At 70.9% G+C, this 13,724-nt stretch carries 15 protein-coding genes; 6 read left to right on the top strand and 9 right to left on the bottom strand.

Annotation, left to right across the window (positions count from 1 at the left end; genetic code table 11):
* Positions 1-85: 85 nt before the first annotated feature.
* Entirely contained in the window at positions 86-2,275 is a 2,190-nt protein-coding gene (locus ACFYW3_RS32000) for a hypothetical protein (protein WP_389388084.1), read from the bottom strand.
* 147 nt (positions 2,276-2,422) lie between these two features.
* The gene (locus ACFYW3_RS31995) at positions 2,423-3,193 is read right to left on the bottom strand and encodes a type 1 glutamine amidotransferase domain-containing protein (RefSeq protein ID WP_389388083.1); all 771 of its coding nucleotides are present in this window, start codon (positions 3,191-3,193) and stop codon (positions 2,423-2,425) included.
* A 474-nt stretch (positions 3,194-3,667) separates the two neighbouring features.
* Here ACFYW3_RS31995 and ACFYW3_RS31990 point away from each other — a divergent pair, with 474 nt between their 5' ends.
* Positions 3,668-4,663 (top strand): AraC family transcriptional regulator, encoded by a 996-nt coding sequence (locus ACFYW3_RS31990; RefSeq protein WP_351750231.1) that lies wholly within the window; start codon positions 3,668-3,670, stop codon positions 4,661-4,663.
* 177 nt (positions 4,664-4,840) lie between these two features.
* On the opposite strand, the gene ACFYW3_RS31985 is transcribed toward ACFYW3_RS31990, so the two are convergent.
* On the bottom strand, positions 4,841-6,340 hold the full coding sequence (locus ACFYW3_RS31985) for a cellulose binding domain-containing protein (RefSeq protein WP_389388082.1): 1,500 nt from the start codon (positions 6,338-6,340) through the stop codon (positions 4,841-4,843).
* Between the two features lie 205 nt (positions 6,341-6,545).
* On the bottom strand, positions 6,546-7,913 hold the full coding sequence (locus ACFYW3_RS31980; protein WP_389388081.1) for a mycothione reductase: 1,368 nt from the start codon (positions 7,911-7,913) through the stop codon (positions 6,546-6,548).
* Between the two features lie 296 nt (positions 7,914-8,209).
* Here ACFYW3_RS31980 and ACFYW3_RS31975 point away from each other — a divergent pair, with 296 nt between their 5' ends.
* From ACFYW3_RS31975 to ACFYW3_RS31960, 4 genes are all read left to right on the top strand, one after another.
* On the top strand, positions 8,210-8,680 hold the full coding sequence (locus ACFYW3_RS31975) for a Dps family protein (RefSeq protein ID WP_053678123.1): 471 nt from the start codon (positions 8,210-8,212) through the stop codon (positions 8,678-8,680).
* A gap of 167 nt (positions 8,681-8,847) precedes the next feature.
* Positions 8,848-9,204, top strand: coding sequence for a helix-turn-helix domain-containing protein (locus tag ACFYW3_RS31970; RefSeq protein ID WP_389388120.1), 357 nt, complete (start codon positions 8,848-8,850; stop codon positions 9,202-9,204).
* Positions 9,205-9,397: 193 nt separating this feature from the next.
* On the top strand, positions 9,398-9,565 hold the full coding sequence (locus ACFYW3_RS31965) for a hypothetical protein (protein WP_389388122.1): 168 nt from the start codon (positions 9,398-9,400) through the stop codon (positions 9,563-9,565).
* A complete protein-coding gene (locus tag ACFYW3_RS31960) occupies positions 9,502-9,663 on the top strand; it encodes a helix-turn-helix transcriptional regulator (protein ID WP_389388119.1) in 162 nt (53 codons plus the stop codon). The genes ACFYW3_RS31965 and ACFYW3_RS31960 overlap by 64 nt, the downstream gene beginning before the upstream one ends.
* A 173-nt stretch (positions 9,664-9,836) precedes the next feature.
* Here the strand turns inward: ACFYW3_RS31960 and ACFYW3_RS31955 are convergent, their stop codons facing one another.
* Entirely contained in the window at positions 9,837-10,517 is a 681-nt protein-coding gene (locus tag ACFYW3_RS31955; protein WP_367473195.1) for a helix-turn-helix domain-containing protein, read from the bottom strand.
* A gap of 108 nt (positions 10,518-10,625) precedes the next feature.
* Here ACFYW3_RS31955 and ACFYW3_RS31950 point away from each other — a divergent pair, with 108 nt between their 5' ends.
* On the top strand, positions 10,626-11,591 hold the full coding sequence (locus tag ACFYW3_RS31950) for an NAD(P)-dependent alcohol dehydrogenase (RefSeq protein WP_389388080.1): 966 nt from the start codon (positions 10,626-10,628) through the stop codon (positions 11,589-11,591).
* 21 nt (positions 11,592-11,612) lie between these two features.
* On the opposite strand, the gene ACFYW3_RS31945 is transcribed toward ACFYW3_RS31950, so the two are convergent.
* From ACFYW3_RS31945 to ACFYW3_RS31930, 4 genes are all read right to left on the bottom strand, one after another.
* A protein-coding gene (locus ACFYW3_RS31945; protein WP_389388079.1) for an IS5 family transposase occupies positions 11,613-12,487 on the bottom strand; the annotation gives its coding sequence in 2 pieces (ribosomal slippage) (positions 11,613-12,121 and positions 12,121-12,487; 876 coding nt in all).
* A gap of 98 nt (positions 12,488-12,585) precedes the next feature.
* Positions 12,586-12,720, bottom strand: coding sequence for a hypothetical protein (locus ACFYW3_RS31940; RefSeq protein WP_389388078.1), 135 nt, complete (start codon positions 12,718-12,720; stop codon positions 12,586-12,588).
* Between the two features lie 10 nt (positions 12,721-12,730).
* A complete protein-coding gene (locus ACFYW3_RS31935; RefSeq protein WP_389388077.1) occupies positions 12,731-13,294 on the bottom strand; it encodes a glycine-rich domain-containing protein in 564 nt (187 codons plus the stop codon).
* A 207-nt stretch (positions 13,295-13,501) separates the two neighbouring features.
* Positions 13,502-13,705, bottom strand: a complete 204-nt coding sequence (locus ACFYW3_RS31930; RefSeq protein ID WP_389388076.1) for a hypothetical protein — start codon at positions 13,703-13,705, stop codon at positions 13,502-13,504.
* Positions 13,706-13,724 lie beyond the last annotated feature (19 nt).

The following is a 13,724-nucleotide window of genomic DNA, read 5'->3' as shown; positions in this document are numbered from 1 at the left end:
GCGCCGCCACGGGGCGTTCCCGCCGCCGACACCTTCGGCGTCCGCGGCGGGAACGCCCCGCCCTTCAGGGGCACGGGCCGGCCGATCAGCGGGTGGTCATCACCACCTGGCTCGAACCGTCGGGCAGGCCCGCGATGGCGACCTGGTCTCCCGCGAAGGCGCCGGCGCGGCCGGGCCAGGGCACGGTCCGGAAGGGGGTCCACTCACCTGAGCGCTCGCGCGTCGTGTGGTGGACGTTCCCGTCGAGTCCCACGGCGAGGACCTGGCTGTCCCCGTTGGACATGCCGGTGATCGCGACGGATTCGGCGCCCATCATCGCGGTGGACACCCCGGGCGGACCGTTCCAGCCCTGCCAACCCCCCTCGGCGCGGCGGACGGTGTGCCAGATGTTGCCGTCGTCGCCGATGGCCACGATCTGGCTGTCGCCGCCGGGCAGTGCGGCGATGGCGAGGGCGCGACCTCGGAAGTCGGGAGCGTTGACGCCCGCCACGACCGACCAACCGGTCCAGGAGCCGTCGGCCCGACGGGCCCCCAGGCGCATCCTGCCGTCCTCGCCGAAGATCAGGAACTGCGCGGAGCCGTCCGGCATCCCCGCCGCCGACACCTTCGTGGCCCGCAGGAGAGCCGTGCCGCCCTCACCCGCCATGACGGACCATCCCTGCCACGAGCCGTCGGGGCGACGGATGTCGTGGTGGACGTTCCCGTCCCTGCCGACGGCCACCACCTGGGCCGAGCCGTCCGGCAACCCGGTGATCGCGGCATCCGACGCCTGGAAGCCCGGGTCCCTGCCGACCCCCGCCATCGCCGCCCAGCTCTGCCAGGTGCCGTTCGCGAAACGGATGGTGTGGTAGAGGTTCCCGTCGACGCCGCGGCCGATCAACTGTGTGCTGCCGTCGGGCATGGCCGCCACCGACACACGGGAGCCGACGAACCGGAACGAGCCGCCGTTGCCGGACAGCGGGCCCGCGCCGCTCCACGTACCGTCGGCGTTCCGGGACACGTGGTGGAAGGTGTGTGGGGTGACGCGCGGAGTGTTCTTCGCGATGATCTCCCGCTGGAGTTTCCCCGCCCCGAGCCCGGAACCGTTCTGGTTCACGTCGTCGGTCATGACGACGTTCATGTTCTCCGCGATGTTGGAGCCGCTCCAGTCCCCCTTCAGCTTGGCCAGCAGCCGGGGGTTGAGCTGGTGCTCCAGGTACAGCAGGTACTGGGACGCCACGGACGACGGGACGACCCCGATCTTTTCCAGGCCCTGGGCAAGGACCAGGTCCGGGATCGACAGCGACGGGTCGATGATGCCCTGCAGGACGAAGAACCTGTCCGCGTCGCGGCCCGGGTCCTTGTCGAGCACCTGATCCCCCCGACGCAGGACGGCGTCGAAGTTCTTCCGCAGCGTGTTCGGGTCGAACAGCGCCTTCACGTAGTCGGTCCAGTGGGTGTCCGCCTGGACGTAACTGCCGCGGTAGCTCTGCGCGGAGGGACCCCAGGCCCACGGATGGGAGGTGGTGTCCTTGTCGTCGATGAGGACGACGTGCTTGCCCGCCGCCATGTACTGGTCGTAGGTGGAGGTCGGGTTCAACGAGTCGTCGGCGAGCGCCGGATTGCCGGCCCCGCCGCCGAGCGCCTGGCCCAGGGCGGTCACGGCCTCGGTGTTGTCGGCCCGCTCGGTCTGCGGGGACGCCGCGGTCGACAGCCTGATGATGACGATTTCCCTCGGGTGTTTCCTGATCCACTCCGCGACCTGGTTCACCTCGCCGCGCACCACGCCACCGCGGCCGTCGGGCGCGTCGAGGAACTGGTTGCCCATCGGGCCGCCGTGATAGGTGAACCACCTGCCACCCTGCTTGCACAGGCGCAGATCGAAGTACCGGGCACCACCTTGGAGTTGGTCCACCAAGGTGCCGCTCTGCGTGCGCGACATGCTCGCCGCGATGGAGGGGAACCGGTGGGCCAGGTCGGCCTGGTCCCCGAAATCGCACACGCCGCTGTTCTTGGTGATGCTCCAGGAACCCGAGTCGTGGCTGCCCGGCATCACGATCCGGTTCAGCGGACGATCACCGATGGTGTTCCGGAGGTCGCCCATCCAGGCACCCAGGTCGACGGCGGGAGCCGCGACGGCAGCGGCGACCGACGTCGGCCGCACGGCCGCCGTGGCAGCCCTGACCGTGTCGGTCGCCGTGACCGGCGTCGCTCCGGAGACGCCGGGGGCCAGGCCCAGACTCAGTCCCAGTCCCACGACCAGGGATCCGGTGGCCAACCGGAGACGAAAGCCCATGTGAGTTCCCTTTCGGTTCGATGGTGCCGGTGTTCGGTGCACGGCCCCGGTGTTCCGTACGCACGCGCCGGTGTTCCGTACGCGCGCCGGTGTTCCGTACGCGCGCGCCGGTGGCCGGCGCACGACCTCGCGGCGGACCGTGCGGGATCACATCTCCCGGACCGGCGCAGCCAGGTGGGAGCGGACCAGGGCCAGGTAGTCCGCCGCCAGGCGGTGACAGTCGCCGGGCCAGCGGGCGGAGAGGTAGTTCCCGTCGCGGACGGTGAAGCCGCGCCCGGGCTTCGCGGCGGTGTCACGCACGGGCAGCGGCGGCCCGGCCAGGAAGTGGCCCGGGTCGGCGAGGGCCGCGGTCACCTCGGCCTGAACGGTGGTCGGATAGGTGCGGTAGTACTGCCCCAGCCACAGCCGGGTCAGGTTGAAGGCGGTGAGTTCCAGCAGCGAGGTCAGTGCCGTCGTCCGCCGCCCGTACAGGACCGACCGTCCCGTCGAGGGGTCCTCGGCGCGGGCTCCCAACAACACGCCGTGACACACGGCGCCCACCGGCAGCCCGACGGTCAGGACCCGGGCGAACAACCGCTGGGCGGTGGTGTTCTCCAGCAAGGTACGCATCCCCGCGGCGTGCCCACCGGGGACGAAGAGCCCCGTCAGCGCCGCCGGATCGACCCGCGCGTAGGACAGGGGCGACTGGAACCACGGGTCGTCGGTGAGCCGCCGGTACGCGTCGAGTTCGGCGCGGCGGGTCATCAGCCACGGGGAGAGCCAGGAGAAGCCGACATCGGTGAGCCGGTGGTCGGCCAGGGCGACCTTCCCGTCGGGCGTTGCGAACCGTACGTCGAGACCGGCATCGCGCAACGCGGCCCACGGCACCGCCGCCTCGGTCGGGTCGTAGCCGGAGGCGGGCAACAGGAAGACGATCACGGAGTACTCCTCGGACCGGCGCTGTGCCGGCGGGTGCGGGCCAACTCGGCGGCGACGCGCGGTCCCTCGTCTCGCAGGGGCCGCGGGGCGAGCCGGCCGGCGGTGATGAACCGGTGCGTCGACCCCGACGCCGCAGCGCGCGAAGGGACGACGGTGAACCCCGGACCGGGGCCGGTCGGCAGGGACAGGGTGCCACGGTCGTGGCCGAAGGGACCGGTCAGGATGGCGTCCCGCAGCCGGGGCGTCCACGACGGAACGGCGTAGGCAGCGGTACCGCGACGTGGTAGGGCTCGATGCGTGACAGGACGGGCACGATGATCCTCTCGGTGTGTGCGGCCCGACCCTAGGAGCGCCCGTGGGCCCCGGTCATTGACCCCGGCGGCCACCTCGTTGACTTCCCGGACCGCCACCGGGCGGAGTCCGGCCCGCCACGGCCGGTTGACGGGAGGCGCGCCCCCGCATTGACTGACCGCCATGTCCGGCATCGAGCCCTCCACCGTCGCCGCGTGCTACGCCCGCGCGGTGCTGAGCGCCACCACGAAGGGCGCCGACGAGCCCGGTGTCTGGAACTCGCCCATGGACCGGCTGGGGTTCACCGAGATGCGCGCGTTGTGGGAGACGGTGATCGACACCGAGGGCGCCGATCCCCACACCGGCCTGCTCGTCGGGGACCGGATCCGACCGGGGAGCCTGCACGTCCTCGGCCACGTGGTCCTGACCTGCGCGAGCCTCGCCGACGCCGCCGACGCCGCGGCGCGCTACCACCCGCTGGTCAGCCAGGCCGGCACCGTCACCCTTCACCGCGGCGACGACCGGACCCGCATCCGCTACCGGCCGACCGTGGATCCCGCGACCATGCATCCCCAGCAGGTGGAGGCGATCCTCACCGGCATGGTGAGAGCGGCCCGCTGGGTCGCCGGCGACGACTGGGCACCCCTGTCCGTGTCGTTCACCCACCCGCGCGCCGGCTCCGCGGAGCCGTACACCCGTGTCCTCGGTTGCCCGGTCACCTTCGACGCGCCCGAGAACGCGATCACGGTGGGCAACGAGGACCTCGACCGGCGCCGCGCCCCCTGCGACCCGGAACTGGGCGCCCTGCACCGGGCCTACGCCGACCGGCTCCTGCACGAACTGTCGAAGGCGGTGACCATCGGGGAGCGGGTGCGTCAATGGTTGGAACACGCCCCGCTCGACGGCACGGGCCCCGCCGACCCGGGCAGGGAACTGAACCTCAGCGCCCGCACCCTGCGCCGCGCCCTGCAGGAGGAGGGCACCTCGTGGAGGGCCCTCCTCGACGCCGCCCGCCACACCCGGGCCCGGCGCCTGCTGGAGACCACGGACCTGCCGTTGGACAGGATCGCCCCCCTGGTCGGCCTGAGCGGTGCGACGGCCCTGGTCCGGGCCTTCACCCGCTGGGAGGGCATCACCCCGGGCACCTACCGCGGCCGGCACGCGGGAGCGACCCGTTGAAACGCGAACGTGTCCGGCCGCCCGCCGTGCGTCGGCGGACGCGGCGGGCAGCCGGACACGGGGGAGTGGGCCCTGGCGTTCGTGCCGGCCCTCGGTCTGGGCCGTCTCTTTCGGATCTCGCCGGGGCCGCGGCGCCCGGCACCGCGGCCCTGACCGACAAGGCCCGAAAGAGACGGCCTAGCGGAGCGCGCCGAAGGCCTTCGTGAAGGCCAGCGGCTGCTGGAGGATCGAACTGCACGTCGGGTCGGCGTGGTTCACGGCGCCCTGCGCACACTGGCGGTCACGCGTCGCGGACCACATCGCCAACCGGCCGATGCCCTTCGACTTCGCGAAGTCCACGAGTTGTGTCGCGTCCGCGACGGTGAAGACCTCGTTGGCGACGTCGTTGACGCCGATCATGGGTGTGACGGCGACCGTCTTCCAGGCGGCCGCGTCGGTGAGCCCGAGCACTCCCTTGATCTGAGCCTGGGTGGCCGTCGCGGCCTGGACGGCGTACTCACCCATGTCGCCGCCGTACGCGGGCCCGTAGTCCATGGCCATGATGTTGACGCCGTCGATCCGTACACCGGCCCGCTTCGCGTCGGCCAGCAGGGCGACGCCGGGCTGGGTCAGCCCCTCCGGCATCACCGGCAGGGTGAAGGCGACGTCCAACCCCGGGTGCGACTTCTGGAGCGCGGCGATGGCCTGCCCGCGGCGTGCGTTGGCCGCGGTGTCGGGCAGCGCGGCGCCCTCGATGTCGAAGTCCACCTTGGTCAGGCGGTACTGGTCGATGACCTTGCCGTACGCGTCGGCCAACGCGTCGGCCGTCGCGCAGTTCAGGGCCAGCTCGTGCCCGGCGGCGCCGCCGAAGGAGACCCGGACGTCACCGCCCTTGCCCCGCAGTGCGCCGATCTGCGCGGCGACCTTGTCGCTAGCGAGGTCCGTGACACCGCCCCACAGCGGCGCGCAGCCGCCACCGGAGGTGATGAAGGCGAGGTGGAACTCGTTCACTCCGGTCTTGGCCGCGGTGTCGACCAGGTCGTAGGCCGGGTACAGCGAGGTGTCCACGTAGGGGGCGAAGCGCGCCCCTGCGGCCGGGGCGCCGGTGACCGGCGGGGGAGTGGAGACGGTGGGGGTCGCGGTCGGTGACGCGGTCCGGGTGGGCCGGGTGGAGGGCGGCGGGGTAACGGGGGCGGTCGTACTCGCGCTCGCCGAGGGTGTGGGTGTCGGACGTCCCCCGGGCGGGGGCGTCGCACCCTGGTCCACGGAGCACTTCACGCCGTTGATCAGGCAGGCCGTCGGGTTGCCGGGGGTACCGGTCCCGCTCGTCACGAAGCCCACCGTGACGGAGGCACCGGCCGCGAGCTGCTTGTTCCAGCCCGCCGGCTTGACGGTGACGTGCCGGCCGTCCACCGTATGGGTGCCGTTCCACAGGGAGTCGATCCTCGTGCCGGCGGGCAGGTCGAACCGGAGGGTCCAATCGTCCTGCGCCTGCGCGGTGTTGTTGGTGATCACGTACTGGCCGGTGTAACCACCCGTCCAGGAACTGGACTTGGTGTAAACGGCTCCGACGGCGGCGGCCTGCGCGGTCCCGGTGAACGCGAACGCGGCGCCACCGATCACCGCCGCGGCCGCGATCACGCCTGTTGCCTTCGCCGTCTTGCTCGTCCTGCGCCGGTGGCCGGTCGTGCTGCCCATCGCGTGCCCTGCCTCTGAGTTGCTGGAAATCCGAGTTGCCGGAAATCGGGGGTGCGGCAGCACGCTAGCCGCCCCGAAACGGACATCGGTTCGATTCGGGGTGGCGGGTGTGACTCTTAGGTTCCGCTTAAGGCGGCGGTAAGAGGGGGCTGAGGAAAGGGGCTTGCGGGGGCGGCCGACACGTCGCGGGCGGGCCGGCGGCGGGTCAGAGGTCGAGGTCGCGGAGGGCGTTCTCGACGACCTCGGTGAGAGCCGGGTGGATCCAGTACGGCTCCTCGGCGAGCGAGAGCGCGTCGATCCCCCGCGTCATCGCCAGCACGAGGGGCTGGATCAGGATGGCGGCCTGCGGCCCCATGATGTGCGCGCCGAGCAGGCGTCCGGTGCCGGGCTCGGCGAGCACCTTGCAGAAGCCGGTGGTGTCCTCCATGGCCCAGCCGTACGCCACGTCCGCGTAGGAAGCCGTGCCGACGAGGAAGTCGCCCCCGCGGTCGCGGCACTCCTCCTCGGTCGCGCCGATCGAGGCGATCTCGGGGCGGGTGAAGACGGCGGACGGCACGAGGTCGTGGTCGGCGCCGATGAGGTCGTCGGGATGGCGGAGGTTGTGCGAGACGACCTCGGCCTCGCGGTTGGCCACGTGCTTGAGCGGCACCGGCGTGCAGACGTCTCCGAGCGCGAACACCCCTTCGGCGGTGGTGCGTTGATGGTCGTCCACCACGATGCGTCCGTCGTCGTGGGTGCGGATGCCGGCCGCCCCGAGTTCCAGCCGGTCGCCGTTGGGGATGCGTCCGGCGGCCACCAGCAACATGTCCGTCTCGATGGTCGACCCGTCGTCGAGTGTCAGGGTCAACGCGCCCGCCTCCCCGCTCACGGCCGTGAGTTCGCGCTCGAGCCGCAGGTCGTACCGGGTTCGGGCCAGGTCGGTGAAACGCTCGGCGACCGTCTCGTCCTGCGGGCCCAGCAGGTACGGCTCCGTCTCCACCACGGTGATCTCGGTCCCCGTCGCGTGGAAGACCTCGGCGAGCTCGGCGGCGATGTACCCGCCGCCCAACACGGCCAGCCGGCGGGGCGGCGCGTCGATCCGCATGACGGTGTCCGAGGTCTCGTACGGCACTCCGGACTCGACCACCGCGGGCGGCACCGCGGGACGGCTGCCGGCCGCGACGACGATCTGCCCGGCGGAGACGTCCACGGCGCCGCCGTCCAGGTCGACGCGCAGTCGGCGGGGACCGGTGAAGCGGGCCGTGCCCTCGTACACCGTGACGTTCGAAGCGTCGAGGCGGCCCTGCCGGCCCCGCGCGCGTTCCGCGTCCAGTCGCCCGAACACCCGGTCGCGGACCTCCCGCCAGCGCACGGCACGCAGCCGCGCGTCCACGTCGTAGGTGTCGGCGCCGAGCACGGTCCGGGCCACATGGGCGGTGTAGGCCAGCATCTTGCTCGGAATGCATCCGGCGTTCAGGCAGGTCCCGCCGAACCACCTCTCCTCGACGATGGCCACGTCGAGATCGGCGAACGACTCGTCGATGACCGCGTTGCCGGATCCCGCACCGATGACGATCAGATCGTGATGACGCATCACTCCAGCGTACGAGGGGCACATGCCGTGTGGAGGACGCCCCGCTCCGCGGGGTGCGGCCGGATCCTCGGAGGCGTCGCCCTCACGTGTGCGCCGTGGGGGATGGGCCCATTCGGACCCCCCAAGTGGACCGTTTTGATGCGTGTGGGTGGGGTAGGCGGCATTTCATCCGGTAATCAAACTCATCGGTGGAAGAATCCCCGGATGTCACCCGAGACGTCAATCGAGGCGTCAATCGAGGCGTCAGCCGAGTCGACTCGGGACGACCACCGACCGCATTGCGAATGGAGAACCCCGTGTCCGTCGTGAAGAGTGCCCTCCCGGCTGCCGACCTGAAGATCGTCGGTGAAGCCCTGCAAGGCGCGCTGGTGGATCTGGTCGACCTGTCCCTGGTCGCCAAGCAGGTGCACTGGAACGTGGTGGGCCCCCGCTTCCGCTCCGTTCACCTGCAGCTCGACGACGTGGTCGTCTCGGCCCGCACCCACTCCGACGTGGTGGCCGAGCGTGCCTCCGCCCTCGGCGTGACCCCGGACGGACGGGCGTCGACCGTGTCGTCAAGCAGCGGCATCGCCGACGTGAAGGCCGGGTGGATCAAGGACGTCGAGGCGGTGAAGATCCTCGTGGACGGACTGGCCGCGGTGGTCACCCGGATGCGCGAGCGCATCCAGGCCACGGGTGACGCCGATCCGATCACCCAGGACATTCTCATCGGCCTGACCGGCGACCTGGAGAAGCACCACTGGATGTTCCAGGCCGAAAGCGCCTGACCAGGGTCAGGGCCATATCGGCTCGTTGACCTGCCAGTTGATGCATTTCACGCTGTTTCGTGAGGGGTCGACGCGTTCCGTGAACGTACGGAATCTCACCGGAATCCGGGGCCCGAGCGGAAGGATTCCGGAACGCCGCACCGCTGCGCCTGGTGACTCGTGAGGTGATGTTCCAGTGCAACCCCGGCCGCCGTTCGTGTGGCCGGGGTGCCGGTGCGTCAGAAGCGACCGTTCGGGTACTGACGCATGATCATTTCCGTCTCAGCGTCAACGCGTGCCGGCCCCGTCGTACGCCCCTACCTGATTGGGGCATCGCCCGCAGACAGGAGCTGGGCGAACGTATCGCTCAGGGCCGTAGAGATCTGCACCTATCCCAGGATCAGCTCGCCGATCGGATCGGCCTCGAACGCCGCAGTGTCCAGCGCTACGAAAGCGGCGAGCGGGACCCGAGGTGCGCCGATCTCCTTCTGATCGGCCACGCCCTGGAGGTCCCGGTCGAACAACTCGTCGAGAGAAAACAGTGACCCCGGCCGGGGCCGGCCGGCCGGGGGCGAGGGCTCGCGACACCCGAGAGCGTGCCAGCCCGAGGGTGTCGCGAGCGCGATCATGGGGTCCTGTCAGGACCACGGCCGTTTCGGGCCACTGACGCAATGGGCTCTGGACATCTACTTGGCGAGTGCACCGGATCGTTAGATGTACCCAGTCAGGTGCAGACAAATGACCAAGATCATTATCGTGTTGGTCGAGTGTCTACCGATCCGCCGCCCGCTTGGGCAGTCGCCCGCCGCCGGATCATCGGAGCACGTCTACGAGATGCCCGCATCGCTGCCGGCCATTCGCAAGAACGGCTCGCCGAGTTGGCCGGAATCGACCGGAAATCTGTAGTGCGCCCTGAGGGTGGCTCTAGCGACGCTCGGCTGACGGTCTGGCTACGTCTCGCCCGTGCCGTGGGCGTTCCGCTGGCCGACCTCGTCAGGGAGTAGCAGGCCTAGCCCGGGTCTCCATGTCGTGTGCATGTACACACCATAGGGACCAAGTCGTGAGACGGAAGCCAGAGTTCCGCAACGACTCTGCACAACCCCCTTGCGGGTTAGGGCCTGTTGCGAAAGTGGCGCGGTCGCCCGAAGGGCGGCCACGCGGCAGGCGCCGCTTCGTATCAGGTTCCCAAGGACCGCTGTCCCTGGGAGCCGTGGGCTGCGAGCGGAAGACTGCGCAGCGACAGTGCGCTCGGCGCTGGCAGCGCTCCGTGGGCCGCCTCGGCGCGGAACGACTGGAGCAAGTACGCCACCAGACGCCGGGACGCCGCACGGTCACCCGGCAATGCGGTGACCAGACCGCAGTGGGACAACAAGGCCACGGCAAAGTCGGAGGGGTGGAAGTCGGCCCGCAGCACTCCCGCCGCCTGAGCCCTGCGGACCAGGGTCATGAAGTCCTGCTCGGCCTGTTCCCGTACCCGCGCGTGTTCTCGCGTGCTGTCCGGAAAGGCCGCGACGAACGCGGCCGGGAAGCCCCGTTCCTCCCGTTGCAGTTCGCAGACCGTCTCGACCAGTCGCTGGAAGCCCTGCCACGGATCGGGGTCGGCCAGCGCCTCGGTGAGCGCCCGGGCGCAGGTGTCCATCTGGTGCGCGAACGCGGCCCGCACCAGGGCGTCCCGTGTCGGGAAACGCCGGTACAGCGTCGCCACGCCGACCCCCGCCCGCCGGGCCACGGTCGCCATGGGCGCGTCGATGCCGTGCTCGGCGAAGACCAGGCGGGCAGCCGAGAGGATGCGCTGCCGGTTGCGCCGGGCGTCCGCCCGCAGACTGTCCTGCCCCGCGATCCGAGAGGATTCCCCCACCGCTGTCTCTCACCTCCGGTCAAATGGACGATCTCGTCCACTTGCCAGCCTACGCTCGGCGCCACGATCCCCCGCACGGCCCCTGGTGGCGAAGGTGAGAACGCAACGATGGACGACCACACGATGAAAGCCGTACTGTTCGACCGCTTTGGCGGCCCCGAGGTGCTGTATGTGGGCCGGGTGCCACGTCCCGGACCGGCACCCGGCGAGGTCCTCGTGCGCGTGCGCGCGTTCAGCGTGAACGGCGGCGAACTCGCGGCCCGTTCCGGTCGGGTCCGCCTCATCACCGGCCGGAAGTTCCCGCAGCGCATCGGGCTGGACTTCACTGGCGAGATCGCCGCACTCGGCGCCGGCGCGACCGGCGTAGCGGTCGGCGACCGGGTGTGGGGCGTCCTGGGCCGCGGCTCCGGATTCGGCAGCGCCGCCGAGTACGTGACGGTACGGCCCGAGCGGCTCGGCCGGGTCCCGGACGGCCTGGACCTCGTGGCCGCTGCCGCGCTGCCGGTAGCCACCACGGCCATCACGGCCCTCCACGACAAGGCCGCACTGCGCCCCGGCGAACGGCTGCTTGTACGGGGGGCGGCGGGCGGCGTCGGCAACGCCGCCGTCCAGCTGGGACAGGCGTACGGTGCCGAGGTCACGGCCCTGGCCCGCGCTGCCAACCTCGACTTCGTCCGTACGCTCGGTGCCCACCACGCCGTCGACCACCGGACCGTGTCCCCTGCGGAACTGGGACTGTTCGACGTGGTCCTCGACACGGCGGGCACCGACCTGCGTACCGTACGGCGGATGCTGAAGCCGGGCGGACGCATGGTCACCATCGCCTTCGACCTGACGCGGCCCGCCGCCTGGCTGGGCTACATCGCGGCCAGCGCCGTCCACGGACGCGGCCGGGTGCGCTTCTTCAGCGGCAACCCCGAACGTGCGCTCTTCGACGACCTCGCCCGCCAGGTGACAGAGGGGAAGCTGCGGCCGGCGGTGGACACGGTCTTCCCGCTGAAAGAGACAGCGGCCGCACACCGGGCGCTGGAGGCGGGCGGTGTGCGGGGCAAGTACGTGGTCAGGGTCGACTAGGGTTTGTTGGGAAGGTGCTGGTCACAGCCACTCGTTGAGGACTGCAACCAACACGGTCGCCTCGTAGCGGACGGCGAGCTTGTCGTATCTCGTGGCCACGGCCCGGTGGCGCTTGAGGCGGTTGATCCCGCACTCGACGGCATGCCGCTCGCGGTAGTCGGTTTTGTCGAACTTCGGCGGCCGACCGCCTCGGGCACCGAGCTTCTGGCGGTTGCGGACGCGGTCGGCGGGGACCGGGATGGTCGCCTTGATCCCGCGTCTGCGCAGGTAGGCCCGGTTGCGGCGGGAGTCGTACGCTTTGTCGGCCCGCACCCGGTCCGGCCGCCTGCGGGGCCTGCCCGGACCAAGGCGAGGTACCCGGATGGCTTCCAGGACCGGCTCGAATTGCGGCGAGTCACCCCGCTGGCCGGCTGTGATCACGACGCTCAGCGGCTTCTGCCCCTGCTCGACGGCAAGGTGGATCTTGGTGGTCAGGCCGCCTCGGGAACGTCCGAGACCATGGTCGGCCGGCTCAACGGCAATGCCGCCGGGCGGTTCCATTTGCAGATCCCCTTTTTCGAGGCCCCGGCGGCGTGCTGGTGGGCCCGGCAGACGGTGGAGTCGATATTCACGTCCCAGGCGATCAGGCCCTTCGCGTCCGCCTGAGCTTGGAGCTGAGTGACGAACCTGGCCCAGGTGCCATCGCGCCGCCAGCGCCGGAACAGGTCGTAGACCCGCTCCCAGGGCCCGTAGCGTTCCGGCACATCACGCCAGGGAGCGCCGGTACGGGTCCGCCACCGAATGCCGTCTATCAGCTGCCGTCGCGTCCACACCGGCGGACGGCCCGGCTTGATGCCCTGCGGCAACAACGGCTCAAGCCGGGCCCACTGTCCATTCGTCAGATCACCACGCCCCACAGGGCGTGATCATCCACGACCAAGATCCACTTTCGCAACAGACCCTAGCCCCGACCGGCAGCGGGGGGACTGCTGCCAGCCGGGGCGGTCATTGCGGGCTACGCCTCGCCGTCGTCGTCCGGCACGATGAACCCCCGCACAGGCTGCTGGGGTCCTCGTCGGTCCGGCTCGCCCTGCCGCTCACGCAGCTCGGCGACGACATCGGCGTACCTGGGATCGATCCACTCAGTCATGTGCGGCAGCCTACTCAGACACCTTCGGCTTCGGCCTCGGGATGATGACGATCGGGCCCTCCGGCCCCGAGTGCTGGCAGGACGCAGCCACCGTGATCAACGAGTCCTCCGGGCCGCGCCACAGGTCCGCGTCCACCGAGTAGCCGGCCGCCTCGATCGCCGCGACCGTGCGCTCGACGTCGCCGTGCGACCGGGCTCCCGGGTTCGGACGCTCCGGCACGTGGTGGATGAACCCGCCCCCGAGCCGCATGCACAGCGACTGGTACAGCGGAGTGTTGAGGACGAGCGCGTGCCACCCCTCGTCAACGACCCGAGACGGCACCAGGCCCTCCGGGGTACGGGCTGCGGTGGCGAGGAACGCGAGCGCGTCGGTCACGATCCGGGAGGCCAGCCCGGGTTCCATGCCCGCGTTGTTGTCGAGGACGGTGTGCATCACCCCGTTGAACTCGGCGTCGCTCAGGAGTGCTCGCGGTGTCACCGGTTCGAGCAGCGTGGTGCCGGTCACGGCTGGCTTCGGGTCGCCCTGCTTGCTGGTGCACGGCGGAGGGACCGGGTGCGGCTGCGGAGTGGACATGACTTCTCCCTGAGGGTGTGAAGGAAGGTGCAAGGTCAGTGCGGACGTGCAGGGCCTGGCGGTTGCACGGTCACCGGATGCCGGTCCGGCCGCCGCGAGGGCAGCCCTTCGCGTGGATGATCGCGCCGCCCTCCGAGCCCCCGCCCGGAACAGGCGTCGCACCACACTTGGGGCACTCACGCCCCGGAGGACGGCCCGGGCTCGCGGTCATCGGACGGCCGCCGGAGCAGGGCAGGACCAGACCTCCGTGTCCAGGACGCAGGCGCCCTGCCGGCCGGCGACGACGCCACGTGGCACCGCGCCGCCGGTGAGCGGGCGGCCGCAGGACACGCAGGCCCGCCCCATGTACTGGTCCTGCGACAGATCGGACACCGACGCGGGCAGCGGCAGCGTGTCACAGTGCTGGCTCACTACGACGTCCCGGACGCCG

The sequence above is a fragment of the Streptomyces sp. NPDC002602 genome, from assembly GCF_042889445.1.
Classification (GTDB): Bacteria; Actinomycetota; Actinomycetes; order Streptomycetales; family Streptomycetaceae; genus Streptomyces.
This window is presented reverse-complemented; position numbering and strand designations above follow the sequence as displayed.

Bases quoted from the DNA above. Each gene is read 5' to 3' on its own strand.
- ACFYW3_RS31990 (WP_351750231.1), top strand. From the start codon at position 3,668: ATGTCCGGCATCGAGCCCTCCACCGTCGCCGCGTGCTACGCCCGCGCG.
- ACFYW3_RS31950 (WP_389388080.1), top strand. From the start codon at position 10,626: ATGGACGACCACACGATGAAAGCCGTACTGTTCGACCGCTTTGGCGGC.
- ACFYW3_RS31970 (WP_389388120.1), top strand. From the start codon at position 8,848: ATGTTCCAGTGCAACCCCGGCCGCCGTTCGTGTGGCCGGGGTGCCGGT.
- ACFYW3_RS31980 (WP_389388081.1), bottom strand. From the start codon at position 7,913: ATGCGTCATCACGATCTGATCGTCATCGGTGCGGGATCCGGCAACGCG.
- ACFYW3_RS31935 (WP_389388077.1), bottom strand. From the start codon at position 13,294: ATGTCCACTCCGCAGCCGCACCCGGTCCCTCCGCCGTGCACCAGCAAG.
- ACFYW3_RS31940 (WP_389388078.1), bottom strand. From the start codon at position 12,720: ATGACTGAGTGGATCGATCCCAGGTACGCCGATGTCGTCGCCGAGCTG.
- ACFYW3_RS32000 (WP_389388084.1), bottom strand. From the start codon at position 2,275: ATGGGCTTTCGTCTCCGGTTGGCCACCGGATCCCTGGTCGTGGGACTG.
- ACFYW3_RS31965 (WP_389388122.1), top strand. From the start codon at position 9,398: ATGACCAAGATCATTATCGTGTTGGTCGAGTGTCTACCGATCCGCCGC.
- ACFYW3_RS31985 (WP_389388082.1), bottom strand. From the start codon at position 6,340: ATGGGCAGCACGACCGGCCACCGGCGCAGGACGAGCAAGACGGCGAAG.